Genomic DNA, 22,626 nt, shown 5'->3' on the forward strand with positions numbered 1-22,626 from the left:
AACGTGGTTCAATCGGCTCCGACAAAGATGTCGAGGAACGGAAACCGATGGAACTCACCCGACGAAGCGTGCTGTCCATGATCCCGGCTGCCGGCCTGCTCACCGTGGGCATGCCGATGCGGGCCCTGGCCGCCGCGGAGACCGCCGAGGGGTCGCGGATCCTGGCCAACACGGTCGGCATGCTCGCCGGCACCGCGGAGTCGAACACGCGGCTCCAGGTGGCAGAAAAGATCGACGCGATCCAGGACGCGGCCCGCGACCGGCTCGCCGCGATGGAGACCGCCGGGGACGGTGAGCTCTTCGCCGGACTGCCCCTGGGGTCCGACGAGGCCAACCTGCAGCGCTCGTTCCAGTACCTTGCACAGATCGCCCTGGCCACCCGGACCCCGGGCACGGACTCCGACCTCGTCGACGACGCCGCGACGCAGGGCCTCGTCGTCGACGCCCTCGCCTGGCTGCACGAGCACCACCTGGCCGACCAGGGCGCCGGTTACTACGGCAACTGGTACGCGTGGGAGATCGGCATCCCGACCCACGCCACCCGGACCCTCGCCCTCCTCGCCGGCACCTCGGAGGAGCCAGCTGCGGATCTCGTCGCCGACTACGTCGCCACGCTGGACGCATACCTGCGCAACGGCGTCGACGGCGACGTCGACCTCGACTCGCGGTTCCACACCGGCGCCAACCTCGCCGATATCACGACCAACCGGATCCTGCAGGGCGCCCTGCTCGACGACGACGCCCGCATCACCAAGGCGATCGCCGACCAGGCCACCGTCTACGACACCATCGACCCGTACCACCTCGACCACGGCGTCACCGACGGCTACTACGCCGACGGCTCGTTCATCCAGCACCACTCGGTCGCCTACACGGGCTCCTACGGCCGCGTCCTGCTGGGCCGCATCGTGCAGACCGTCACGATGCTCGACGGCGCCACGACCGGCGGCGGCGACCTCACCGACCTGGTCGCCGTGGTGACCGGCTGGGTCGAGAACGGGTTCGCCCCGTTGATCGTCGAGGGCTGGATGATGGAGGTCGTCAAGGGCCGCGCCGTCTCCCGCCAGCGCACCGGCTACGCGGACGTGCGCGCCGTGGTCGAGGCGATCGTCGACCTCAGCGCCTACACCGACCCGGACGCCGCCCGCGCGCTCCAGGGCTACGTCAAGCACATCCGCACGTCCTCGCCCGAGTCGCTCGAGCCCGAGGCGTTCGCCTCTCCGCTGAGCATCGCCCGCTACGCGGACATCGTCGCGGACGGCTCGATCGAGGAGGCGGACCTCAACCCGCCGGCCCGCAGCGTGGCGTTCAACGCCATGGACCGCACCGTCCACCGCCGCCCCGGGTACGCGTTCGCCCTTGCGCGTAGCTCCGAGCGCATCAGCAGGTACGAGTACATGAGCGGCGAGAACCTGGTGCCCTGGTTCCAGGGCGACGGCGCCCACTACCTGTACCTCACGGGCCAGAACCAGACGCGTGCGTTCGGTGTCGACCACTACACGACCGTCTCGCCCTACCGGCTCGCCGGCGTCACGGCACCGGTGGAGGAGCGGCGGACGGTGCCCGAGCTGTACGGGCAGGACTGGTACGAGAATCCCGACCACCCGCTCGGATTCACGTCCTCGTCCGAGTCCCAGAACACCTACGTCTATTTCCCGCGCGGGACGAACCAGATCTCCGGCGGCGCCACGCTGGGTGCCTACGGTGCCGCCGCCATGGTGCTGTCCGACGACGCCGCGTACGTCGACAAGCAGGCGGGCATCCTGCCGGACGACTTCGTCGTCTACCAGAACGCCCGCGGAACCAAGTCGTGGTTCCTGCTCGACGACGAGATCGTGGTCCTCGCCGCCGGCATCGAGGGTGGGTCGGGACGGGCGGCCGTCACGACGATCGACAGCCGCATCTCGGCACCGTCCGACGGCGTGCGCCTCACCGGGGCGGGACGCGACGGCGCGGCCTGGGCCGGTACGGGTACCGGCCGGCTCGCGTGGTTGCGCTGGGAGAACCGCACCGACGAGGTCGCCGTCGGCTACGTGCTCCTGGACGACCAGGAGGTCGAGGTCGGCCTCGAGCGAGTGACCCGCAGTCGCCGGGTGATCCGTAGCCGCAACCCCGACACCGACGTCACCAAGGACGTGTTCGGCCTCACCGTCGAGCACCCCGCCGATCGTGGCCCGGCCTCGCTCGCCTACGCCCTCGTCCCCCACGCCGACGAGCAGCAGCTGTCCGCCTACCCCGGGGCGCTGAGCGTGCTGGCGAACACCCCGCAGCTGCAGGCCGTCAAGCACGCCAGGCTCGGTCTGGTCGCGCTCAACGCCTTCGCCGGCGGGCCGCACCAGGCGGAACGGCTCGTCGTGGACGGTCCGGCATCGGTCCTGACGCGGGCACGGGGGCGAGACCGGGAGATCGCCATCAGCGATCCGACGATGGAGCGGGACACGGTCACCGTCACCGTCCGGGGGCGGCCGCTGGAGCTCGAGTCGGCCGACGGTGCGGTGACGATCCGGCGTGTTCCTGGTGGCACGGAGATCACCGCCGACACCCGCCAGGCCTACGGGCGCACCGTCACCGCGACGTTGCGCTGAGCCGCGTCGGCGCACCCAGTTCCGGCGTGGTGTCGGTGCGGCGTGCCAGGCTGGCGCCCATGGACCAACGACTCTCCCTCGTGACCCTCGCCGTCCGCGACCTGTCCGCCACCCGCCGCTTCTACGTCGACGGCCTCGGCTGGCGCCCCGAGGTCGAGGCACCCGGCGTGCTCATGCTCCTGGTGGGAGAGCACATCGTGCTCTCGCTGTGGGACGAGACCGAGTTCGAGGAGGAGGTCGGGCCGATCCGGCGCGGCGAAGGTCTCGTACCGATCACACTCGCCCACAATCTCGCGTCCCGGGAAGAGGTCGACGCCGTGCTGCAGACCGCCCGGCGGGCCGGCGCCGACCCGGTGTCCGAGGCGGTCGACCGGGTCTGGGGCGGCTACAGCGGCTACTTCGGCGACCCGGACGGCTACAGATGGGAGATCGCCTGGGCACCGGGCGAGCTCACCGAGAAGCTGGTTCCCGGCGCCTGAGGTGCCAGGGGCTCAGCCGGCGTCCCCGTCCGGGCCGTCGAGGACCCACGGGGCGAGGAAACCGGTTGCGGCTGCGCCGTCGGCCACCCGGATGTCCCGGAACCCCGGGTCAAAGCCGTCGACGAGGAACGCGGCGACGGCGGGATCAAGGCCGTCGATGACATCGTCCGCGGTGCCGGGGTAGGACTCGGCGCCGCCCCAGTCGCTCTTGACGATCTCGTCGTCGACCACCCAGTACGAGCCCACGCGCCTCGCGCCGGCGCGCACGTCCAGGCGTCGGGCCTCGCCCGGCCCCTCGGGAAGGTCGGACCGTGCCGGCCCGGCCCACGTCAACGAGACGGTCTCCGCGTCGTTGGGCTCGGAGTCCATGAGGCGGGTGACGTGCCGGCGGTCGTCGCCGGTGGCGATCATGTCGAGGACCAGCATGTGCTCGCCGTAGGTCGGGATCGTGTCCTCGCCGAGGCCGGCCTCCTCGCGCACGACGTTGACGTGCACCCCGCCAGGTTCCTCGCGGTAGGTCGACGACACCCACGTCCTGCCGTCGCCGGTGAACGTGATCACGGACTCGGCACAGACGATCGCCCCGTCCGCGGAGAACCCGATCCGGGTAAACAGGTCGTTCTCCTCGGACAGCCGCCACAGGCCGCCGATCTTGTGGCCGCCCTCGTGGAAGGACTCCCAGCGCTCGACCATCGCGGGCTTCCCTCCGTCGGCATCACCCTTGTCCGAGGCTAGCGCCCCGTACCTCTGCGCTCGTCGTCTCTGTGTCCGGCACGACGCATCCTTCCGGGCCGCAGTACCCGACGGCGTCGGCACCAAACCTCTCGAGGCCGGGCACAGCGGTCAGTTCCCGCAGGTTCGTCCGGTTGACGGCGCTCTTCGGCGCGGCGATGCCGTCCGGGTATCCGGTCCTGGGAGTGGAGGCCTCGCTCACCGGACGGCTTCCTCCGCCGTCGTCCCGGCCCTCTCGTTCGCGACCTGGGCGAGTGCCTGCGCGAAGACCTCGGGGGACTGTGCGCCGGAGACGCCGTACCGGCCGTCGATGACGAAGAACGGCACCCCGGTGATGCCGTAGGCACGCGCCTGGGCGATGTCCTGCTGGACGGCCTCCGTGTAGGTGCCTTCGGCCAGTGCGGTGCGCACCTCCTCGGCATCGAGGCCGGCCTGGGCGCCGAGCTCGGCGAGATCCTTGTCGCGTCCGACGTGCCGCCCCTCCGCGAAGTACGCCGAGAACAGCTTCTCGACGACGTCGAGCTGCACGCCGCGCGCCTTGGCCAGGTGCAGCACCTCGTGCGCCTTGAGCGTCTTGGTGTGCCGGATCGCGTCGAAGTCGTACGCGAGGCCCTCGGCGGCCGCCAGCGTCGTCATCTGCTCGAGCATCTGGAGCACCTGGTCGCGCGGCATGCCCTTGTGGCCGGCGAGGAAGTCCACCTCCGAACCCTCGAAGTCCACCGGGGTGTCGGGGGCCAGCTCGAAGGAGCGGTACTCGAGCGTGACGTCCCCGCCGAAGCTCTCGACGCCCTTCTCGAAGCGCCGCTTCCCGACGTAGCACCACGGGCACGCGATGTCGGACCACACCTGGACGGAGATCGGTTCGCTCATGTCCGCCACAACCCCGGCCGCACCGCCGTCATTCCGGCCCGTCCGGGTCGTGAGAGGGAGAATCTGGTCGCTCTCAGCAACCGGATTCTCCCTCTCAACGGCGGATGCTGGTCGGGTCAGTGACCTCGACCTCGGCCCGGGTGGTCGTCGCCGTAGAGCCGGTAGGGCTCGGCCCGGTCGGCGAACGCCGCCAGCTCCTCGTCCCATCCGGCGACGATCTCATCGGGGTCGACGCCCGCCTCGAGCTGCGCGCGCACGTCCTTGGTCCCGGACAGCAGGTCGATCCAGCACCTGTCGTCCGCGGTGCGGCAGTTCTCGCCCTCGCGCCAGTCGACCTCGTCGATGTTGCTGAAGAGCGCGTCGAGGACGTGCAGCCCCACGGGCACCGGCTCGTAGGTCGCCGCGTCGGTGACGTGGACCTCGATGCCGCCCGAGAACTCCCCGGCGTGCTTGCTCGACGACGGCGTGGCGGACGCCGGCCGGAAGGTCACGCCCTCCAGACCACGGGAGTTGAGGTCCTCGGCCAGAGCGTAGGACTCGGTCTCGTCGATGAACGGCGCGCCGAACCAGTGGAACGGCTTGGTCGTGCCGCGTCCCTCGGAGACGTTGATCGACTCCACGAGACCGATGCCGGGGTAGACCAGCGCCGTCTCGCGGGTGGGGATGTTCGGCGAGGGCAGCACCCACGGCAGGTCCCAGTCCGTGACGATCTCGTCTGGTTCGTACCCGGCCATCTCGACGACCTCGAGGTCCACCGGGGACTCGAGGAACTCGCCGTTGAACAGCTGCGCGAGCTCACCGACGGTCATGCCGTGCTGCAGCGGGATCTCCCGGAGGCCGACGAAGGAGCTGAGCTCGGGATACTCGAGCACCGGTCCGTCCATGCGGTCGCCGAGGGGGTTCGGCCGGTCCAGGACGACGAACTCCTTGCCGTTCTCGGCGGCTGCCTGCATCGCGTAGTACATCGTCCAGATGTAGGTGTAGTACCGCGCGCCGATGTCCTGGATGTCGAAGACGAGGACGTCGACGCCCTCGAGCATCTCCGGCGACGGCTTCCGGGTCTCGCCGTACAGGGAGTACACCGGCAGGCCCGTGCGCTCGTCCGTGTAGCTCTCCACGTACTCACCCGCGGGCACGCCGCCGCGGACGCCGTGCTCCGGGCCGTACAGCGCGGTGACGTCGTACCCGCCGGCCTCCTCGCCGGCGATGAGCGCGTCGACGGTGTGGGTCAGGTCGCTGGTGACGCCGGTGGGGTTGGTGATCACACCCACGCGCTGACCCTCGAGGAGGCCGAGCCGCTCGGAGAGCAGGACTTCGACGCCGAGCTCGAGCGGGCGGTCCTGGCCGGGCGGGGTGTCCGGCCGTCCACCCTGCGCGGACGCCGACGAGGCGGCGACGACGAGGGCGAGCGCGGCTCCGACGGCCGCGGTGCGTTTGCGGATTCTCATGTCTGTCTCCCTTGGTGAACTTCCGGGTGTGCGCGGCCCGAGAGGGCCGTCGTGCTCAAGGACGCCCGCGGGAGGGGCACGGGCTGCGGTGCGGCCCCGCCGACTGCTGACGATCCCCGCCGGTGCTGACGTTCAAGACATCAGCACCGGCCGCAGGATTCAGCAGTCAGCGGTGGTCGACGTGGTCAGCCGGCGTGGTCGGGCGGTCCGGCGTGGTCAGGCGGTCCGGCGTGGTCAGGCGGTCCGGCGTGGTCGGGCGGTCCGGCGTGGCCGGGCCGACCTGGGTAGCTCTTGCCGTACCCGAGCGGCAGGAGCGTCTCGGTGCCGTCCGCCGTCGGGATGGCGACGGGCACCTCGCCGGAAGGGTCGATGTCGCCCGCGAGAGCGCGGACGACCGCCGCATAGTTGACGACGTTCCAGCCGTAGCTGGCCAGCACGGCGTCGGCGTCCGGGAAGACGTTGATGTCGTACGGGTTGCGCGCCGAGACGACGACCACCGGCTTCCCGGTCGCGGCGAGCTCGTCGACCATCTGCTCCTGGGCGGCGTTGCCGCTCGCGTTGTACGAGGTGAAGACGACGGCGTCCACGGCGTCGTCCGACGCCGCCTCCACCGCCCGCGCCCGGTAGGCGTCCGACGGTGAGCGGCCGTTCTCGTACTCCTCGACCACGTCGAACCCGCGGTCGGCGAGCATCGGCCCGAGCCGCTCGGGCCACGCGGACCCGGAGCCGACGACGAGCACGGTGTCCTCGCCCGGGTCCAGCGGAAGAGTGCGGTCCTCGTTCCGCAGCAGAGTCATCGACTCGTCTGCGATCGTCGCGGCGGTCTCCAGGTGCTCGGGGTTGCCGACGATGGTGTCGACCCGGGCCGGGTCGGCGTACGGGTCGTCGAGGACGCCTCGCTCGGCCTTCCACTCGAGGATGCGGCGCACGGACTCGTCGAGACGGTCCTCGGTGATCGTGCCGTCCGCGACGGCCTGCTTGACGCCGGCGATGGAGGCGTCGACGTCGGGGGAGTTCAGCAGGATGTCGGAGCCGGCCTGGATCGCCATGACGGCGATCTCCTCCTGGCTCCAGTTCGAGGCGAGCGCGTCCATGTCGAGCGCGTCGGTGGTGATGATGCCGTCGAAGCCCATGTCCTCTCGCAGCAGGCCCGTCAGGACGGCGGGGGAGAGGGTGCCGGGCAGCGACGGGTCGATCGCCTCGACGATGATGTGGGCCGTCATGATCATGTCGACGCCGGCGTCGATCGCCGCCTGGAAGGGACGGAGGTGCTGCTCGAGCGTCTGCCGGTCGTAGGTGACGACGGGCAGGCCGAAGTGCGAGTCGGTCTCGGTGTCGCCGTGGCCGGGGAAGTGCTTCGCCGTCGCGGCGATGTGCTCCTGCATCCCCTCGATCTGCGCGACGCCGAGCTCGCTGACCGCCTCCGGGTCCGCCCCCATCGACCGGATCCCGATGACCGGGTTGGCGGGATTGGTGTTGACGTCCAGGACGGGCGCGAAGTCGACGTTGATGCCCATCGCTCGCATCTCCGAGCCGAGGATCTCGCCCTGGGCGCGGGCGAGGTCGGTGTCGAAGGTGGCACCGAGGGCCATGTTGCCGGGCAGCTGCGTCGCGGGCGGCCCGATCCGGGCGACGAGCCCGCCCTCCTGGTCGATGGTCACGGCGAGCGGGACACCGGGTCCGTCCTCGCCGAGGGCTGCGTCCTGCAGTCCGTTGGACAGGTCGGTCACCTGCTCCGGGTCATTGGTATTGCCCGACCATGCGAAGTAGAGCACTCCGCCGAGGTCGTACTTCTCGACGACCTGCGCCGGGGTGTCGACGCCGTACCGGGCCTGGTTGCTCGCGGCCATCGAGGTGTCCTGCGCGGACGAGCCGTAGACGTGGGTCCATGTCATCTGGCCGATCTTCTCGTCCAGCGTCATCGAGTCGATGATCGCCTCGACGTCGCTGTCGACGGCGCCGACGGCCGCCGTCGTGCCGGTGCTCGCCTGCGCCGGCACGGTGCCGGCGACCAGCAGGCCGGCGGCCGCCGCCAACGTCGTCGCGCGGACGAGGCGCTGTGGTCGTGATTGCCTCACGGGTCCTCCTATCGTCCGAGGCGCGTGGGTCTCGGCGACGGCGGGCGTCCTCACCCGACCGTGCCTGCCGGGGCGTCGTTGCTCGGCCGCGCCTGACGTCCAGCACGTTATGACCGACCCGGCCCGCTGTCAACGATTTGCACGTCGCCGCAAATCACGATGAAAAGCATTTTCACGCCGAGCAAGCCCTGAGTGGTCGAATGCGCGCCGGGATGCGCACCCAGGGCTTGTTCGGCGGGCGCGAGTCCGCACGGCGCCGTTCGGCCGCCATGTCGGTGGTGCGTGATTGGCTCGTTCCGACACGAGGAGGAGACATGACAGCACCAGTGCAGCTGACCTTTGATGCCACCGACCCCGGCGCGCTCGCCACTTTCTGGGCCGAGGTTCTCGGCTACAAGCTCGACGACCCACCGGCGGGGTTCGCCAGCTGGGACGAGGCGCTGGAGGCTTGGGGCGTCCCCGAAGAGCGCCGCAACGACAAGTCGGCGCTCGTCGACCCGGAGGGCCGCGGGCCCAGGCTGTTCTTCCAGAAGGTCCCGGAGCAGAAGGTGGCCAAGAACCGTCTGCACCTCGACGTACGATCCGCCGTCGGGCTCGAGGGCGAGGAGCGCATGGCCGCGTTCGAGGCACGGGCGGCCGAGCTGGTGGAGCTCGGGGCCACGCGGGTGAAGCGCTTCGAGCCAGGCGGGCTCGATGCCGGGCACATCGTCATGCAGGATCCCGATGGCAACGAGTTCTGCCTGGACTGAGTGCTTGGACTTAGCGCGCGACGGTGAGAGGCTTCGGCGCTCGGTCGGCTATACGAGCACCACCTTGCCCGTCGTGCGTCGCTCTTCGAGTTCGCGGTGGGCCCTGGCCGCCTCGGCGAACGGCACCCGGTGCGTCAGAACTCGCCAGGAGCCGGTGGCGGCGCGTGCCAGGGCCTCCTCCTGGTAGCCGCGCAGGTCCGCCGGTGCCGGCGCTCCAGGCCCGACGGCGTACCGGACCTCGATCTCGCTCGTGCCGCCGTCGTCCGGGTCGGCGAGGCGGTTGGGGTGCCCGGAGGACCATCCGTGCACGACCAGGCGGCCACCGGGTCCGAGCAGGCGGGCCGCCGCCGTCCCGAGGTCTCCTCCGACACCGTCGAGCACCACCGTGGCGGGGCCGCCTAGCGTCCGCAGGACGGCCAGCGCCTCCGCCGGCCAGCCTTGGGCGCGGTAGTCGAGCACCACCAGCGACTCGGCCGGCCCGAGACCGCGCACCAGCTCGACCTTCTCGGGTCCGCCGGCGAGTGCGAGCACCCGCGCGCCGGCGGCGAGGCCGGCTTGTACGAACAGGGAGCCGAGACCGCCCGCGGCCGCCGTCACCACCAGCACGTCGTCGCCGCTCAGCCTCGCGATCTCGAGTGTGTGCAGGGCCATCCGACCGGTGCCGATCATGGCGATCGCGTCCGCCTCGTCGAGACCGTCGGGGACGAGGTGCAGGGCGCTCGCCGGTGCGCGGACCCGTCGGGCGTAGCCGCCGCCGTCCGGCGTCGCACCGAGGTGGGCCGCCACGCGCGTGCCGACCCAGGCCGGATCGACTTCCGGGCCGACCGCGACGACCGTGCCGGCGACCTCACGCCCGGGCACGGCGGGCAGCTCGGGCGCCTCGAGAGGCCCGCTGGCCTCGCCGCGGCGCAGCGAGGTGTCCATCAGGTGCACGCCGTGCGCGGTCGCGGCGATCAGGACCTGGCCTGCGCCGGGTGTCGGTTCGGGGATCTGCTCGAGTACGAGCGTCTCCGGCGGTCCGTAGGAGTGGTGTCGGATGGCGTCCATGCCGCTAGCCTGGAACCTGAACCTAACTTCAGGTCAAGTCCGGTAGGTCGGCACAGCGAGGGGTGCCGGACGGAGAAAGGTGGCACACATGTCCGAAGCGGTCCCGTGGGACCACGAGGAACTCACCGTCGGTGAGCTGGCCGCCCGCAGCGGCGTCGCGGTCTCGGCACTGCACTTCTACGAGCGCCAGGGCCTGATCAGCAGCCGCCGGACCCCCGGCAACCAGCGCCGGTACCACCGGGCGACCTTGCGGCGGGTGGCGTTCATCCGGGTCTCGCAGCGCGTCGGCATCCCCCTGGCGCGGATCGGCGAGGCTCTCGCGACGCTGCCGGGGGATCGGACTCCGGACGCGAAGGACTGGCGCCGCCTGTCCAAGGGCTGGCAGGCCGACCTCGACGCCCGCATCGAGCAGCTCCAGCGGCTGCGGGACGACCTCACCGACTGCATCGGGTGCGGCTGCCTGTCCCTGCGCAGATGCGCCCTGACCAACGCCCGCGACGAGATGGCCGCCTCCGGTCCCGGCCCGCGCAAACTCCTGGTGGACGGCATCGAGCCCTGACGATCGTCCGGCGTGCGGAGCCACAGGGACCGCTTTACCGTCGGAGCGGGCACAGCACCCGACCCGAGGAGAAGAGCATGGCCGACTCTGCCGTCGACGACGAGCTCTGGCAAGAGTTCCACCAGCTGGTGAACATGACCTCCGCCGAGCTCCGCGAGTGGCTCACCACCGACGAGGCGGGGGAGGGCACCGAAGGGTTTCCCGACCAGGCCGGCAGCGATCGCTCGCGTGACGTGCTCGAGGTCCTCGGCAAGCGCCGCACCGACCTGACCGAGGGTGACGTCGCAACCATGCGTTCCGTCGTCGAGGAGGTCCGCGCCGAGCGTGGCGACGACCTCGAGCCCACGGCCGGTGACGCCGCCTGGCGGCATCGGCTGATGTCCATCGGGCACGACCCGCTCAGACCTACCTGACCCGCCAGACCAGACCCGACCCGTCCGTTCATCGAGGAGGCAGCCGACCATGGCTTCGGAGACTACGACGACCACCGACCACGACGAGATCCGCCGCTGGGTCGAAGCCCACGGCGGCCGGCCCGCCAGCGTCAGCGGCACCGAGAACGCCGAGGGAGCCGGTGTGCTGCGCATCGACTTCCCGGGTGGCGCGGGCACCGACCAGCTCGACCACATCGGCTGGGACGAGTGGTTCGCCAAGTTCGACCAGGAGAACCTGGCGTTGCTGTACCAGCAGGAGAAGGCCGACGGCAGTGACAGCACGTTCCACAAACTGGTCTCGCGGTGAGCGCCCAGCCCGAACCCACCAACGGCGCAGCCGCGTTCGAGCCGAACCGCATCGTCATCACCGGGGCCGACTCCGGCATCGGCAAGGCCACCGCGGTCCAGCTGGCTGCGCGGGGCCGCCAGATCGTCGTCACCTGGCACCACGACCGGCGTGGTGCCGAGCAGACGGCGAAGGAGGTCCGCGCCGCCGGCGCCACGGCGCACGTCCGGCACCTCGACCTGACCGATCCGCCGAGCGGGACCGCGCTGGTCGATGAGGTCGCCGATCTCATGGGCGGCGTGGACACGCTCGTCATGTGCTCGGGGACCGGCAGCTCGACCCTCCTGCTCGAGATGGACTACGCGGACTGGCGCGACGTCGTCTCCGTCGACCTCGACGGCGCGTTCTGCTGCCTGCAGGCGGCGGCGAGGCACATGGTCTCTGCCGGGCGGGGCGGGCGCGTCGTCGCGATCACCTCCGTCCACGAGCACGCCCCTCGGGTCGGGGCAGGCCCGTACTGCGCCGCGAAGGGCGGGCTCGGGCTGCTGGTCAAGGTCGCCGCCATCGAGCTGGCCGAGCACGGGATCACCGTCAACGCCGTCGCGCCGGGTGAGATCGCCACCCCCATGACCGGACAGGAGGACGAGTCGGTCCTGGAAGACAAGTACCGACCCGGCATCCCGGTCGCGCGCCCCGGCGACGCCCGCGAGATCGCGGCCACCGTGGCCTTCCTGTGCGGCCCCGACTCGGGCTACGTCACGGGTGCGTCCTGGGCGGTCGACGGGGGCATGCTGACCATGGGGCCGATGGCCGGCTCGCACCTGACGTCGGACGACTGGCGCCGTCCCTGAGGTGCTTCGGCGCGATCAGGCGCGATCAGGCGCGGGCGGCCGCCAGGCGATAGCCGGAGCCGCGCATGGTCTGGACCCGTTCGGAGCCGATCTTGCCGCGCAGGGCGCGGACATAGACGTCGACCACGTTCGAGGCCGGGTCGAAGTCGTAGCCCCACACGTGCCCGAGGATCTGCTCGCGGGACAAGATCTGGTTCTCGTGCCGCATGAAGACCTCGAGCAGTGAGAACTCCCGGCCGGACAGGTCCACCGATCTCCCGTCCACCTCGACCTGCCGGGTGCGCAGGTCGAGGGTCATGCCGGCAGCTCGCAGGACGCTCGCCGTGGTGGTCGGCTGGTCCTGCAGCCGCAGCCGGACGCGTGCCAACAGCTCCGCGAACTGGAACGGCTTGGTCATGTAGTCGTTGGCCCCGCCCTCGAGGCCGTGGACGCGGTCGGTGACGCTGTCCCGCGCCGTCAGCACGATGATCGGCGTGGTCACCCCCTCCTCGCGGAGCCGCTGCAACACGGTGAAGCCGTCCATGACGGGCAGGCCGACGTCGAGGATGATCAGGTCGAACTCACCGACCCGAGCCATCATCAGTGCGGTCTGGCCGTCCTCGGAGACGACGGTGCTGTAGCCCGCTGCCCGCAGGCCCTTCTGGACGAACGAGACGATGCCGCCGTCGTCCTCGGCGATGAGGATGCGGCTCATCGAGGCTCCCTTCCGTGGCGGCGCACGCGCAGCGCCGCCCGCTGCGGGCTCACGGCTGCGTGCTCGTCGGACGTCGCGACCGCCGTCCGGTCGAGCGGGACCGGGACGTCGATGCCGAAGGTGGACCCCTCGCCGACGGCGGACTCGACCCAGGCCCGTCCGCCGTGCGCGTCGGCGATGGCCCGGACGATCGACAGCCCGAGCCCGACGCCCGGCTCGTGCGCGGAGCCCGCGCCGGCGCGGTTGAACCGGTCGAAGACGCGCGGCATGTCCTTCTCGTCGATGCCGCGTCCGGCGTCCGACATCCACAGCCGCAGCAGCCCACCGACCGGGCCGCCCGCGCCCGCGTCGTCGTCGGGAACGACCGTCGAGCCGAATCGCACGGGAGTGCCCGGCGGACTGTACTGGACCGCGTTGGTGGCGTACTGGACCATCACCTGGGTCAGGCGCTGCGCGTCCACCGCGGCCCGGCCCTCGGCGACCTCCATGAGCAGCCACGGGCGATCGTCCAGGGCCTGGAGCGTCGACTCGACGTCCAGCATCATCTTGGCCAGGTCCGTCTCCTCCCTGACCACGAAGTCGGGACGCTCGGCCTTGGCGAGCATGAGCAGGTCCGTGACGATCCGCGACATCCGGCCCAGCTCCCGGTCGACGACGGCGAGGGTCGCGGCGCGCTCGCCGGGATCCTCGCCCAGGAGCTCGAGGTGGCCGCGGATCACCGTGATGGGTGTGCGCAGCTCGTGGCTGGCGTCGTCGACGAAGCGGCGCTGGGCCGTGTGGGCGTCCTCGATCCGGTCGAGCATGTTGTTGAACGACTGGGCCAGCTCACCGAGGTCGTCGCGGGTGCGCACCGGGACCCGGACGCTGAGGTCCGACTCGGAGATCTCGGCGGCGGCGCGGCCGATCGAGCGCACCGGTGCGAGGATCCGGCCCGCCACCAGGTAGCTGATCCCGGCGGTGAGGAGCAGGCCGCCGAGCGCGACGAGCACGGTCATGCGGATGATGCGGTCGTTGGCCTCCATGCTGTTCTCGACGAACTCCGCCACGACGAACACGCCGGGTTCGCCCTGGGTGTTGATGGTGATCTTGCCCCAGCGGAGCTGCCCCTGCTCGCCCGTCAGGACGCCGCCGCTGTCGGGGGAGTCGAGGATCCGGTCGAGGGTCGCGGTGTCCGAGGCGAGGTGGTACTCCTCGCCGGACTCTGTGGTGAGCCGGCTGTTGTCCGAGACGAGGATCTCGTCCCCACCGACGCCGATCAGCACCTCGCCCTGGTCCGGGTGCTGACGCGAGAGGTAGAGCTCGAGCAGCTCGGCGACGCTCTCGAACGGCTCACCGGTACGCGGGTCCACACCCTCCCGGGCAAAGGTCCTGAACTCATCGGCCTCCTGCTCGATCGCGACGTTGGCCGCGGTCTCGACGTCGTTGATGAGCAACGAGCGCATGACGAGGATCAGCACGAGGAGCGTGAACCCGGTGGTCAGGACGATCCAACCGGCGATCCGCCAGCGAGCGGGGATCCGCGAGCCCCGTGACGCTGCCGGCTCTACCGACGGGGGATCGGGCTCGGCACTGTGCTCCTGCCTACCGTGCTCCTGGCCGCCGCCCCCAGTCTCTTGCGAGCGATCCGCCGTGGCGGACGGCGTCGAGCCCGACGACGACGCAGCGGCCGCCGGGCGGCGGCTAGTCATCGCCGTCGTCATCGCCACCGTCATCGTCGTCCCCGCCGTCGTCATCCCGGTCGCCATCATCATCGTCGTCGTCGGGCGTCCGGTCGACAGCTGGCGGGTTCGGGTCCACGGGCACCGTCCGCGGCGTCGAATCGCCGCTGTCCGACCCGCCTGAACCGTCGGATCCGCCTGAACCGCCGGACCCGGAGGTGTCTCCGGATCCGCCGGAGCCCGAGCCGTCGTTCCCGTCGCCCCCGGAGGGTGAGGGGCTGGGCGACGGGTCGGGGGACGGCGACGACGGCGGTTCGGTGGACGGTGACGCGGTGGGCGTCGGCTCCGCCGAGGGAGGGGTGGCGGGGATCTCGAGGTCGATCGTGTCGTCACCGACGCTCGGGTCGTCGGCCTGGCCGCTGAGCGCCTGGCTGGCGACGGTCAGACCCACCGGGACCGCCAGGATGGCGACCACCAGCAGCACACGCCTCAACCAGCTCATGGCCACAAGCCTGCACCGACGCGATGATCCGCGCATGAAGCAAACATGAAGAAGTCCTCATCCGTTGCGTTCGGGACCGCTCGGCGAGCATCCCTCGCGGCGACGTCGGGACCGGCTCTAAGGTCGCTCTCATGAGTCGACCCATCCGTATCGGAGTCCAGATCAAGCCCCAGCACGCGGAGTATGCCCAGATCCGTGATGCCGTCTCACGGGCCGAGGAGGCCGGGGTGGACATCGCCTTCAACTGGGACCACTTCTTCCCGCTCTCCGGCGAGCCGGAGGGCAAGCACTTCGAGTGCTGGACCATGCTCGGCGCCTGGGCCGAGGCCACCAGCCGCGTGGAGATCGGCGCCCTGGTGACCTGCAACAGCTACCGCAACCCCGAGCTCCTGGCAGACATGGCGCGGACCGTCGACCACATCAGCGGCGGACGTCTGATCCTCGGCATCGGTGCCGGCTGGTTCGAGAAGGACTACGACGAGTACGGCTACGAGTTCGGCACGGCCGGCAGCCGGCTGGAGGCGCTTTCCGAGGCCCTGCCGCGGATCGAGTCGCGCTGGGCGCGACTGAACCCGGCACCGGCCCGTGACATCCCGGTGCTGATCGGCGGCGGCGGCGAGAAGAAGACGCTGCGTTACGCCGCGCAGCACGCCAACATCTGGCACGGCTTCGCGGACGTCGAGACGCTGAAGCACAAGAGCGCGGTCCTGGACCGGCACTGCGCCGATGTCGGCCGCGACCCCGACGACATCGAGCGGTCGGTCGGTGTCGGCAAGCCGCCGGAGGAGATCGGCGACGACCTCGTCGCGGCAGGCGCCACCCTCTTCACGGTCGGCATCGGCGGGCCGGACTACGACCTCGACCTGCTGACGAAGTGGATCGCCTGGCGCGACGCGCGCTGACTCGACCGGTCGAGGTCCCCTATGAGGTCAGGAGCTGACCGCATAGGGCCTTAGCGTCGAGTTCATGCCTACCTCTTCGCCGGCCTCGCCGCACACAACCGATCTCGAGAAGCCTGCCGACGGCGACCACCGACACCCGGCCGACACGCACGACACCATCGAGGTGCGCGGCGCCAGGGAGAACAACCTGGCGGACGTCTCCCTCGACCTCCACAAACGCCGCCTCACGGTCTTCACCGGCGTCTCTGGATCGGGGAAGTCATCCCTCGTGTTCGGCACCATCGCGGCCGAGTCCCAGCGCCTCATCAACGAGACGTACACGGCGTTCGTCCAGTCCTTCATGCCGGCGGTCAGCCGCCCGGACGTCGACCACCTCGGCGGCCTCAGCGCCGCGATCGTGCTCGACCAGGAGCGCCTCGGTGCCAACGCCCGCTCCACGGTAGGTACTGCCACCGACGCCTACACGATGCTGCGGATCCTGTTCAGCCGTCTGGGTGACCCGTACATCGGTCCGTCGACGGCCTTCTCTTTCAACACCCCCGGGGGGCCCGACCACCGGCGACACCCCCGGGGGGCCCGACCACCGGCGACCCCGAGTACTACGACGGCGAGTCGCGGACCACGAGCATCGAGCAGAGCGGCGGCATGTGCCCCACGTGCGAGGGACTCGGTCGGGTCTCGGACATCGACGTCGACGAGCTCGTCGACCGGAATCTGAGCCTCAACGAGGGAGCGATCACGGTTCCGCAGTTCGGTGTCGGTACCTGGTACTGGAACACGATGATCGCTCCGGACGTCGTCGACCCGGACATCAAGCTCCGGGACTGGACCGACGAACAGTGGGACTACTTCCTTCACCACCCGCAGACGAAGGTGAGGGTCGGCGGGCACAACGTCACCTACGAAGGCCTGATCCCCAAGGTCCGGCGCACCTACCTCTCGAAGGACCGCGAGGCGATGCAGAGTCACATCCGGGCGTTCGTCGACCGGGCGGTGAAGTTCATGACCTGCCCCGACTGCCGCGGGACCCGGCTGAACGAAGTTGCGCTGTCGTCGAAGATCGCCGGCCGCAACATCGCCGAGTGCGCCGCCATGGAGATCTCGGACCTGGCCGAGTTCGTCAGCCAGATAGAGGAGAGCTCGGTCGCGCCCCTGCTGACCAACCTCAGGGGGACGCTCGGCAGTCTCGTCGAGATCGGACTCGGCTACCTGAGCCTCGACCGCGAGTCCGGGACCCTGTCCGGCGGCGAGGCGCAGCGCGTCAAGATGGTGCGTCACCTGGGCTCGTCCCTCACCGACGTGACGTATGTCTTCGACGAGCCCACCGTGGGCCTGCACCCGCACGACATCCGCCGGATGAATCGCCTTCTCCTGCGGCTGCGGGACAAGGGGAACACCGTGCTCGTCGTCGAGCACAAACCGGAGGTCATCGAGATCGCCGACCACGTGGTCGACCTCGGGCCGGGCGCCGGGACGGCGGGCGGACATGTGTGCTTCGAGGGCGGCGTCCCGGGTCTGCACGCCTCCGGAACGCTCACGGGCGAGCACCTCAGCCACCGGGCACGGCTTCGGCAGACGCCTCGCACGCCGGTGGGACACCTGCCGATCAGGGGAGCCACGCTCCACAACCTCAAGGACGACGCAGCCGACATCCCGCTCGGCGTCCTGACGGTCGTCACCGGTGTGGCGGGCTCGGGCAAGTCCTCGCTCATCCATGGCTACCTGCCCGAGCACGAGGGCGTGACCGTCGTCGACCAGTCGGCGATCCGGGGCTCACGTCGCTCGAATCCCTCGACCTATACGGGCCTCCTCGACCCGATCCGGTCAGCGTTCGCGAAGGCCAACGGCGTCAAACCTGCTCTGTTCAGCGCCAACTCCGCGGGCGCCTGCCCCAACTGCAACGGCATCGGCCTGGTGTACACCGACCTCGCGATGATGATGGGCGTCGCCACCGTGTGCGAGATGTGCGACGGCCGCCGCTACACCAGGGAGGTCCTCGGCTACCGGCTTGCCGGCAAGAACATCCACGAAGTGCTGAGCATGTCGGTCGAGCAGGCGCGGGAGTTCTTCTCGGCCGGCGGCGTCGGCATGGGCATGGGCATGGGGAAGGCTCGCGCCATCCTCGGGCGGCTCTCCGACGTCGGGCTCGGCTACCTGGGGCTGGGCCAGCCCCTGAACACCCTCTCGGGCGGGGAGCGCCAACGGCTGAAGCTCGCCACCCAGATGGGGGCAAGGGCAAGGTCTATGTCCTGGACGAGCCGACGACGGGCCTGCACCTGGCCGACGTCGACAACCTGCTGGCGCTGCTCGACCGGCTCGTCGACGGTGGCGCCACGGTGGTCGTCGTCGAGCACCACCAGGCGGTGATGGCGCACGCCGACTGGATCATCGATCTGGGACCGGGCGCCGGTCACGAGGGTGGCGAGATCGTCTTCACCGGTACGCCCGCCGATCTCGTCGCCGACGGCGCCACCCTCACCGGCCGGCACCTCGCCGAGTACGCCGCGAGCTGAGCCGGGCACCGGCGGCCCTCCGTGCCCCTGAGCGGCAACGAGCTCGGCGTCTGGGCCACGGGCTGACCCTCAGCCCAGATCGGCGCTCAACCAGCGTTCCGGCCGCATCTCGACCACCACCTCTGCACCCAGCTCCGTGCGGGCGAAGTCGAGGTACTTCTCCGCGCTCTCGCCCGAGAGGTACCGGTAGGTGATCGCGCGCAGATCATCCTCGGTGCCGGGCTCGATCCGGGTGACTGGACCCTCGACCGAGACGTACCGGAGCGAGGGCTTCTTCCGGTCCGCCATGATCGTGAACCGTCCCGCAGCACGGATGAGCTTCACCTTGCGCGAGTCCGCCTCGGTGAGCACCCACAGCGGCCCGCCCGGCGTGTAGTGGAACCAGATCGGCACGGTCACCGGACCGCGGCCCTCCTCACCGGCCACCGACAGGGCGCCAATCCTCGGCTCGGCAAGGAACTGCTCGCGGTCGTCCTTCGACAGCGCCATGGGTCCTCCTCGTCTCGACGGCGATCGCTCGATGGCCAACGTACGCTCGCCCACCCACACGGGCATCAAGGTTCAGCTGGATCGAAGCGTCACGGGTCGCGGGTCGACGGCGGTGCTGTGGCAGGCTCTCCGGCATGAGAGCTCGCCGGTCATGAAGGAGCACGAGTCCGACGCCGCGGTGGAGGCGGCTCGTTCCATGGGCGAGAAGCTGCGCCGGGAGGGTGGCGCCGGGTCGCTTCCGTTCCGGGTGGGGCACATCGAGAACGCGGCGCTCAGGCGGATCGACGTCGAGGCGGCCGACGCCATGGCAGAGCTGGACCAGCGGTTCGCGCGCGAGCGCAATCGGCTCATCAACGAGGCCGACGCCCGAAGGGCGGCCACGAGGGTGGTGCCGGAAAGCCCGGAACCGAGCGAGGCGGAGTGGCCCGGGTGGCTGGCCTTCACGCTCGCGGTCTTCGGCCCGATCCTCCTGCTGGCGGGAGAGGGTGAACCATCTTTCGCCTTGCCTGGTGTGGCCCTGACGGCCGGTGCCCTGGCCGTGTCCGCGGCCCTCGTCCTGCTGGTCCACGAGGCCGTGCGGCGACGGCTAGGTCGCCGACCGAGGTCGACCGACGTCGCGGCGGGCCTCGTCGCGGGCGTCGCAGCCGTCGCGGCGGGGCTGATCCGGTGGCGCTCGGTCGGGGTGGACGAGGCCTCGGTCGGCCCCCTGCCCTGGGCGCTGCTCGCCTCGGGCGCCGCGCTCGCACTGGCTGTCGCAATCTCGGCCCGACCCGGGGCCAGAGAGGTGCGTCGAGCCAGACGGGCCGACAGAGATGCCGTGCGCGCCGCGCGAGCGCCGTCGGAGGAGGAACTGACGTTCGTGAGCCGGAGCTTCCACGAGCAGGCAAGGACGGTGCTGGCCGGTCTTTCGGACGAGCAGCGCGACCTGCTCCGTCGCGCCACCCTGAAGGGCATCGACGAGCTCGAGCCGAGGTACGTGCATGGCACCGGCGACGCTCGGAAGGGGCCACAGCTGTCCTACCGCTTCGGCAGAAAGCTCCGCATGTCCGACTGAACATTCTGTTCAAGGTGACCGAACCGCAGACCCGGGCGATGTGGCATCCTGCGTCGTCGTCCGGCATGTGAGCGGCAGGGTGCGCTCGTGCGAGACTGTTCCCTGGCAACGGCACGACCTGAGGAAGGAAACCCATGAAGACCTCGCTCGTGATCTTCGCCGCGCAGCAGGAGGCGGAGCACGCCGAGGCCGCGGAGACGGCCGCCATCAACCCGTATCTCCTCGGCGGTATCGCGCTGCTCGTGCTGCTGACACTCCTGCTGTTCACCTTCGCCTTCCGTAACGTCGCGCACCGTCTCTGACGGGGAGCACGAATGGCGTGGGGCGTGCGGCCGAAACGGCGGGTCGGTGTCATGGGTGGCACCTTCGACCCGGTGCACCATGGGCACCTCGTGGCTGCGAGCGAGGTGATGGAGTCCTTCAACTTGGACGAGGTGGTCTTCGTCCCGACCGGTGAGCAGCCGTTCAAGGAGAACCGCCGGGTCACCGAGGCCGAGCACCGCTACCTGATGACGGTCGTCGCGACGGCGTCCAACCCGCGCTTCACGGTCTCCCGGATGGAGATCGACCGGCCCGGCAAGTCGTTCACGATCGACACGCTCCGGGAGCTCAGGGTCCAGATGTCTGACGCCGAGCTGTTCTTCATCACCGGTGCCGATGTACTTCCTCAGATACTGACGTGGAAGGATGCCGACGAGCTGTGGTCGCTGGCGCACTTCATCGGCGTCACCCGTCCGGGGCACACGCTGGACCGAGCGGGCCTGCCCGAGACCGGGCTGTCCCTCCTCGAGGTTCCTGCGATGGCCATCTCTTCCACCGACTGCCGGGTGAGGGTCGAGGCCGGCAATCCCGTCTGGTACCTCGTGCCGGACGGTGTGGTGCAATACATCGCCAAGTACGGGCTCTACCGCCAGGGCAGGGCGCGGGTCGACGACTTCTCCCGTCCGCGGCCGCGGACGGTGAACGAGGGCTCGGAGGCGAGCGTGAATCTGCCGCCCCGGGCAGTGGGAGCAGGGAATTGAACGACCAGGATCTGTCTGCCACCGGTCAGCAGCGCGTGGTCGGGGAGCGGCGCCGTCGACGCGAGGCCGAACGTGCCGCGCGCGAAGCCGCCGAGAAGGCCGGGGTGCCGCAGCCGCTCACGCGCCGCGAGCTGCGCCGCCGACAGCTCGAGGAGGAGGCGAAGCTCGAAGCCATCGCCACCGGTGAGCTGCCGCTGCTCGACGATGACGGCAACCCCGTCGTCGCGGAGGCCTACGCCGCCGGCGCGACGCAGGCACCCGATGGGCAGGTCACGGACGAGGAGCCGGGATCAAGGCCACCTGCCGCCGGCCGTCGTCTCCCCGAGCAGGGCGACCCTGGCTCAGGCGGCGGCTCCGGCGTCGAGAGGACCGAGAGCGGCTCGGCCACGGAGAGCGCTGAGAGCGCCCCGGACGCGGACACCACGGCGAGCGACGGCGGCACGGAGGCGGTGCGAAGCCCAGGGGGCACGTCGGCGGCGGAGGCTTCCACGGACGAGGAGCCGGTTGTCGATGAGCCGGTCGCCGGCCGAAGGGCTGCCGAGGCCGAGGCGCCTGCGCGCGACATCGCCGCCGATGATGACACCACCGGTGATGCCGGCACGGCGGACTCGAACGCTCCTGCGCCACCGACGCCGGTCGCCGGTGCTGCCAAGCTTCCCTCCCGCCGCTCGATGCGTGAGCGCGCCCGCCAGGCCGACGCGGGAGCGGCCGAGCCGGAAGCTCCCAGCGAGCGCACCGGCACCGGGCGCCGACCGGTCGTGCGCACGCCGCGGACGGCGAGCGGGATCCGTTCCGTCGACTCGACGGGCGCGCTCACCGCGGTCCAGCCGGTCTCACGTCACGAACCCGAGCCCGCCCCCGAGCCGGACGAGGCCGAGACGACGACCGACCCGGGCGCCTGGTCCGCCGTCGTCTCACCTCCCGAGGCGCCCGCGACGCCGTCGTCGGTCGGGCCGCCACCGGCGCCGGAACCGGAGGGAGACGCCGACAGCACATCTGAGGGTGACGCTGGCGCCGCGAGCACGGCCGACGTCGAGGACGGGAACGAGGGGGCGACCGGCGACACAGTCGCCGGCTCGACCTCGCACAGTGCCGAGTCCACCCGGACCGTCCCGGGCTGGTTGACGACACCCGCCGCCACCTCCGCGGACACGTCGTCCGCGGACGAGCGGACCCTGACCGGCCCGGAGGCGGTCGCGGCGGCGGCCCTCTCCGCGGACGAGGAGAGCGACGAGACCGGCGGGAGTGACGCCCCGAGGTGGTCGCCGCTGTCCGACTACTCGCCCGACAGCGCCGAGACACCTGCTCAGCCCGAGCGCCGCTCCGTGCGCGAACGCATGGGTGACGTTCCCGACAGCCGCGACGACGCGGACGCTGCCCGAGCGGCCGACTCCGCCGGTGAGGCGGACGCGGAGAGCTCCGCGACCGGGACCTCGTACGGGTCCACGGAGGGCTCGCGCCGCCTCAGCGCGGACGACGAGGAGCGCACGGGCGCCCGGAACCCCGCGACTTCCGTCATCAGGATCGTGGCGCTGGTGCTCGCGGCCATCGTCATCGGCATCCTCATCGCGTTGCTCTACCTCAACCAGGGTGACGACGGCGCAGCCGGTCGATCGGCCCTGTCCACCGTGGCCGCGGCCTCGTCGGGATGGACTGGCACAACCACGTAGGATC

21 protein-coding genes and 1 pseudogene are annotated in these 22,626 nt (G+C 70.8%); 13 read left to right on the forward strand and 9 right to left on the reverse strand.

Annotation, left to right across the window (positions count from 1 at the left end; all coding sequences use genetic code 11):
• Positions 1 to 47: 47 nt before the first annotated feature.
• Both ABD907_RS16795 and ABD907_RS16800 read left to right on the forward strand, forming a co-directional pair.
• Positions 48 to 2,585, forward strand: coding sequence for a polysaccharide lyase family 8 super-sandwich domain-containing protein (locus ABD907_RS16795; RefSeq protein WP_345217634.1), 2,538 nt, complete (start codon positions 48 to 50; stop codon positions 2,583 to 2,585).
• A 59-nt stretch (positions 2,586 to 2,644) separates the two neighbouring features.
• Positions 2,645 to 3,064, forward strand: a complete 420-nt coding sequence (locus ABD907_RS16800) for a VOC family protein (RefSeq protein WP_345217637.1) — start codon at positions 2,645 to 2,647, stop codon at positions 3,062 to 3,064.
• A gap of 12 nt (positions 3,065 to 3,076) precedes the next feature.
• Here the strand turns inward: ABD907_RS16800 and ABD907_RS16805 are convergent, their stop codons facing one another.
• The 4 genes from ABD907_RS16805 to ABD907_RS16820 form a co-directional block, all read right to left on the reverse strand.
• Positions 3,077 to 3,757 carry a hypothetical protein gene (locus ABD907_RS16805; RefSeq protein WP_345217641.1) on the reverse strand — a complete coding sequence of 227 codons (681 nt, stop codon included), beginning with the start codon at positions 3,755 to 3,757 and terminating at the stop codon, positions 3,077 to 3,079.
• Positions 3,758 to 3,994: 237 nt separating this feature from the next.
• Positions 3,995 to 4,666 carry a DsbA family oxidoreductase gene (locus ABD907_RS16810; protein WP_345217643.1) on the reverse strand — a complete coding sequence of 224 codons (672 nt, stop codon included), beginning with the start codon at positions 4,664 to 4,666 and terminating at the stop codon, positions 3,995 to 3,997.
• Between the two features lie 116 nt (positions 4,667 to 4,782).
• On the reverse strand, positions 4,783 to 6,114 hold the full coding sequence (locus ABD907_RS16815) for an exo-beta-N-acetylmuramidase NamZ family protein (protein WP_345217645.1): 1,332 nt from the start codon (positions 6,112 to 6,114) through the stop codon (positions 4,783 to 4,785).
• Between the two features lie 185 nt (positions 6,115 to 6,299).
• Entirely contained in the window at positions 6,300 to 8,150 is a 1,851-nt protein-coding gene (locus ABD907_RS16820; RefSeq protein ID WP_486334126.1) for a glycoside hydrolase family 3 N-terminal domain-containing protein, read from the reverse strand.
• A 356-nt stretch (positions 8,151 to 8,506) separates the two neighbouring features.
• Between ABD907_RS16820 and ABD907_RS16825 the strand changes: the two genes are divergently transcribed.
• Positions 8,507 to 8,941 carry a VOC family protein gene (locus ABD907_RS16825; RefSeq protein ID WP_345217649.1) on the forward strand — a complete coding sequence of 145 codons (435 nt, stop codon included), beginning with the start codon at positions 8,507 to 8,509 and terminating at the stop codon, positions 8,939 to 8,941.
• A 48-nt stretch (positions 8,942 to 8,989) separates the two neighbouring features.
• On the opposite strand, the gene ABD907_RS16830 is transcribed toward ABD907_RS16825, so the two are convergent.
• The gene (locus ABD907_RS16830) at positions 8,990 to 9,988 is read right to left on the reverse strand and encodes an alcohol dehydrogenase catalytic domain-containing protein (protein ID WP_345217651.1); all 999 of its coding nucleotides are present in this window, start codon (positions 9,986 to 9,988) and stop codon (positions 8,990 to 8,992) included.
• Between the two features lie 88 nt (positions 9,989 to 10,076).
• On the opposite strand from ABD907_RS16830, the gene soxR reads away from it, so the two are divergent.
• From soxR to ABD907_RS16850, 4 genes are all read left to right on the forward strand, one after another.
• Positions 10,077 to 10,547, forward strand: coding sequence for a redox-sensitive transcriptional activator SoxR (gene soxR / locus ABD907_RS16835; protein ID WP_345217653.1), 471 nt, complete (start codon positions 10,077 to 10,079; stop codon positions 10,545 to 10,547).
• Positions 10,548 to 10,624: 77 nt separating this feature from the next.
• On the forward strand, positions 10,625 to 10,960 hold the full coding sequence (locus tag ABD907_RS16840; RefSeq protein WP_345217655.1) for a DUF3140 domain-containing protein: 336 nt from the start codon (positions 10,625 to 10,627) through the stop codon (positions 10,958 to 10,960).
• 49 nt (positions 10,961 to 11,009) lie between these two features.
• On the forward strand, positions 11,010 to 11,288 hold the full coding sequence (locus ABD907_RS16845) for a hypothetical protein (protein ID WP_345217658.1): 279 nt from the start codon (positions 11,010 to 11,012) through the stop codon (positions 11,286 to 11,288).
• A complete protein-coding gene (locus ABD907_RS16850) occupies positions 11,285 to 12,118 on the forward strand; it encodes an SDR family oxidoreductase (protein ID WP_345217660.1) in 834 nt (277 codons plus the stop codon). Before ABD907_RS16845 ends, ABD907_RS16850 begins: the two co-directional genes overlap by 4 nt.
• Positions 12,119 to 12,143: 25 nt before the next feature.
• Here the strand turns inward: ABD907_RS16850 and ABD907_RS16855 are convergent, their stop codons facing one another.
• From ABD907_RS16855 to ABD907_RS16865, 3 genes are read right to left on the reverse strand one after another with little or no spacing between them, the layout of a single operon-like run.
• Positions 12,144 to 12,812: a response regulator transcription factor gene (locus ABD907_RS16855; RefSeq protein WP_345217662.1), complete on the reverse strand. Its 669-nt coding sequence runs from the start codon at positions 12,810 to 12,812 to the stop codon at positions 12,144 to 12,146.
• Positions 12,809 to 14,563, reverse strand: a complete 1,755-nt coding sequence (locus tag ABD907_RS16860) for a sensor histidine kinase (protein WP_345217665.1) — start codon at positions 14,561 to 14,563, stop codon at positions 12,809 to 12,811. The genes ABD907_RS16855 and ABD907_RS16860 overlap by 4 nt, the downstream gene beginning before the upstream one ends.
• On the reverse strand, positions 14,493 to 14,972 hold the full coding sequence (locus tag ABD907_RS16865) for a hypothetical protein (RefSeq protein ID WP_345217667.1): 480 nt from the start codon (positions 14,970 to 14,972) through the stop codon (positions 14,493 to 14,495). The genes ABD907_RS16860 and ABD907_RS16865 overlap by 71 nt, the downstream gene beginning before the upstream one ends.
• A gap of 131 nt (positions 14,973 to 15,103) precedes the next feature.
• On the opposite strand from ABD907_RS16865, the gene ABD907_RS16870 reads away from it, so the two are divergent.
• A complete protein-coding gene (locus tag ABD907_RS16870) occupies positions 15,104 to 15,874 on the forward strand; it encodes an LLM class F420-dependent oxidoreductase (RefSeq protein ID WP_345217669.1) in 771 nt (256 codons plus the stop codon).
• Positions 15,875 to 15,938: 64 nt separating this feature from the next.
• Positions 15,939 to 18,387 (forward strand): annotated as a pseudogene (locus ABD907_RS16875) (ATP-binding cassette domain-containing protein).
• A gap of 69 nt (positions 18,388 to 18,456) precedes the next feature.
• On the opposite strand, the gene ABD907_RS16880 reads toward ABD907_RS16875, so the two are convergent.
• Positions 18,457 to 18,876, reverse strand: coding sequence for a pyridoxamine 5'-phosphate oxidase family protein (locus tag ABD907_RS16880; protein ID WP_345217670.1), 420 nt, complete (start codon positions 18,874 to 18,876; stop codon positions 18,457 to 18,459).
• A gap of 151 nt (positions 18,877 to 19,027) precedes the next feature.
• Between ABD907_RS16880 and ABD907_RS16885 the strand changes: the two genes are divergently transcribed.
• The 4 genes from ABD907_RS16885 to ABD907_RS16900 all read left to right on the forward strand — a co-directional run bounded on the left by ABD907_RS16885 (position 19,028) and on the right by ABD907_RS16900 (position 22,622).
• The gene (locus tag ABD907_RS16885) at positions 19,028 to 19,930 is read left to right on the forward strand and encodes a hypothetical protein (RefSeq protein ID WP_345217672.1); all 903 of its coding nucleotides are present in this window, start codon (positions 19,028 to 19,030) and stop codon (positions 19,928 to 19,930) included.
• 134 nt (positions 19,931 to 20,064) lie between these two features.
• Positions 20,065 to 20,232, forward strand: a complete 168-nt coding sequence (locus ABD907_RS16890; RefSeq protein ID WP_345217674.1) for a hypothetical protein — start codon at positions 20,065 to 20,067, stop codon at positions 20,230 to 20,232.
• Between the two features lie 12 nt (positions 20,233 to 20,244).
• The gene (nadD, locus tag ABD907_RS16895) at positions 20,245 to 20,952 is read left to right on the forward strand and encodes a nicotinate-nucleotide adenylyltransferase (protein WP_345217676.1); all 708 of its coding nucleotides are present in this window, start codon (positions 20,245 to 20,247) and stop codon (positions 20,950 to 20,952) included.
• The gene (locus tag ABD907_RS16900) at positions 20,949 to 22,622 is read left to right on the forward strand and encodes a hypothetical protein (RefSeq protein ID WP_345217677.1); all 1,674 of its coding nucleotides are present in this window, start codon (positions 20,949 to 20,951) and stop codon (positions 22,620 to 22,622) included. Before nadD ends, ABD907_RS16900 begins: the two co-directional genes overlap by 4 nt.
• The last annotated feature ends 4 nt before the right edge of the window (positions 22,623 to 22,626 follow it).

It is taken from the genome of Georgenia halophila (genome assembly GCF_039541595.1).